The sequence below is a fragment of the Streptomyces beigongshangae genome (assembly GCF_019710745.1).
Classification (GTDB): domain Bacteria; phylum Actinomycetota; class Actinomycetes; order Streptomycetales; family Streptomycetaceae; genus Streptomyces; species Streptomyces beigongshangae.
Genome location: NZ_JAHKJW010000206.1, coordinates 1 through 331 on the forward strand (window position 1 = coordinate 1; position 331 = coordinate 331).

A 331-nucleotide genomic window follows, 5' to 3' on the forward strand; every position below is an offset into this window, starting at 1 on the left:
CCCCTTCTTCTCCACCGTCGACACCGACTGGCTCGACACCCGCCACCTCGACGCCACCTACTGGTACCGCAACCTGCGCAACACCGTCCGCTTCGCCCCCGCCATCCACCACCTCCTCACCCAGAACTTCACCACCTACATCGAAATCAGCGCACACCCCGTCCTCACCACCAGCATCGAAGCAACCATCGAACACACCGAACCAGGACCGACCCTCGTCACCGGCACCCTGCGCCGCGGACAAGGCGACACACGCCAACTCCTCACCTCCCTCGGCCACGCCTGGACCCGCGGCACCCCCATCAACTGGACCCCCCTCCTCGACCCACAC

At 66.2% G+C, this 331-nt stretch carries 1 protein-coding gene; it reads left to right on the plus strand.

All coding sequences use genetic code 11. The features are described from left to right. On the plus strand, window positions 1-331 hold a 331-nt coding region (locus KM933_RS38865; protein ID WP_221362417.1), incomplete at both ends, for an acyltransferase domain-containing protein.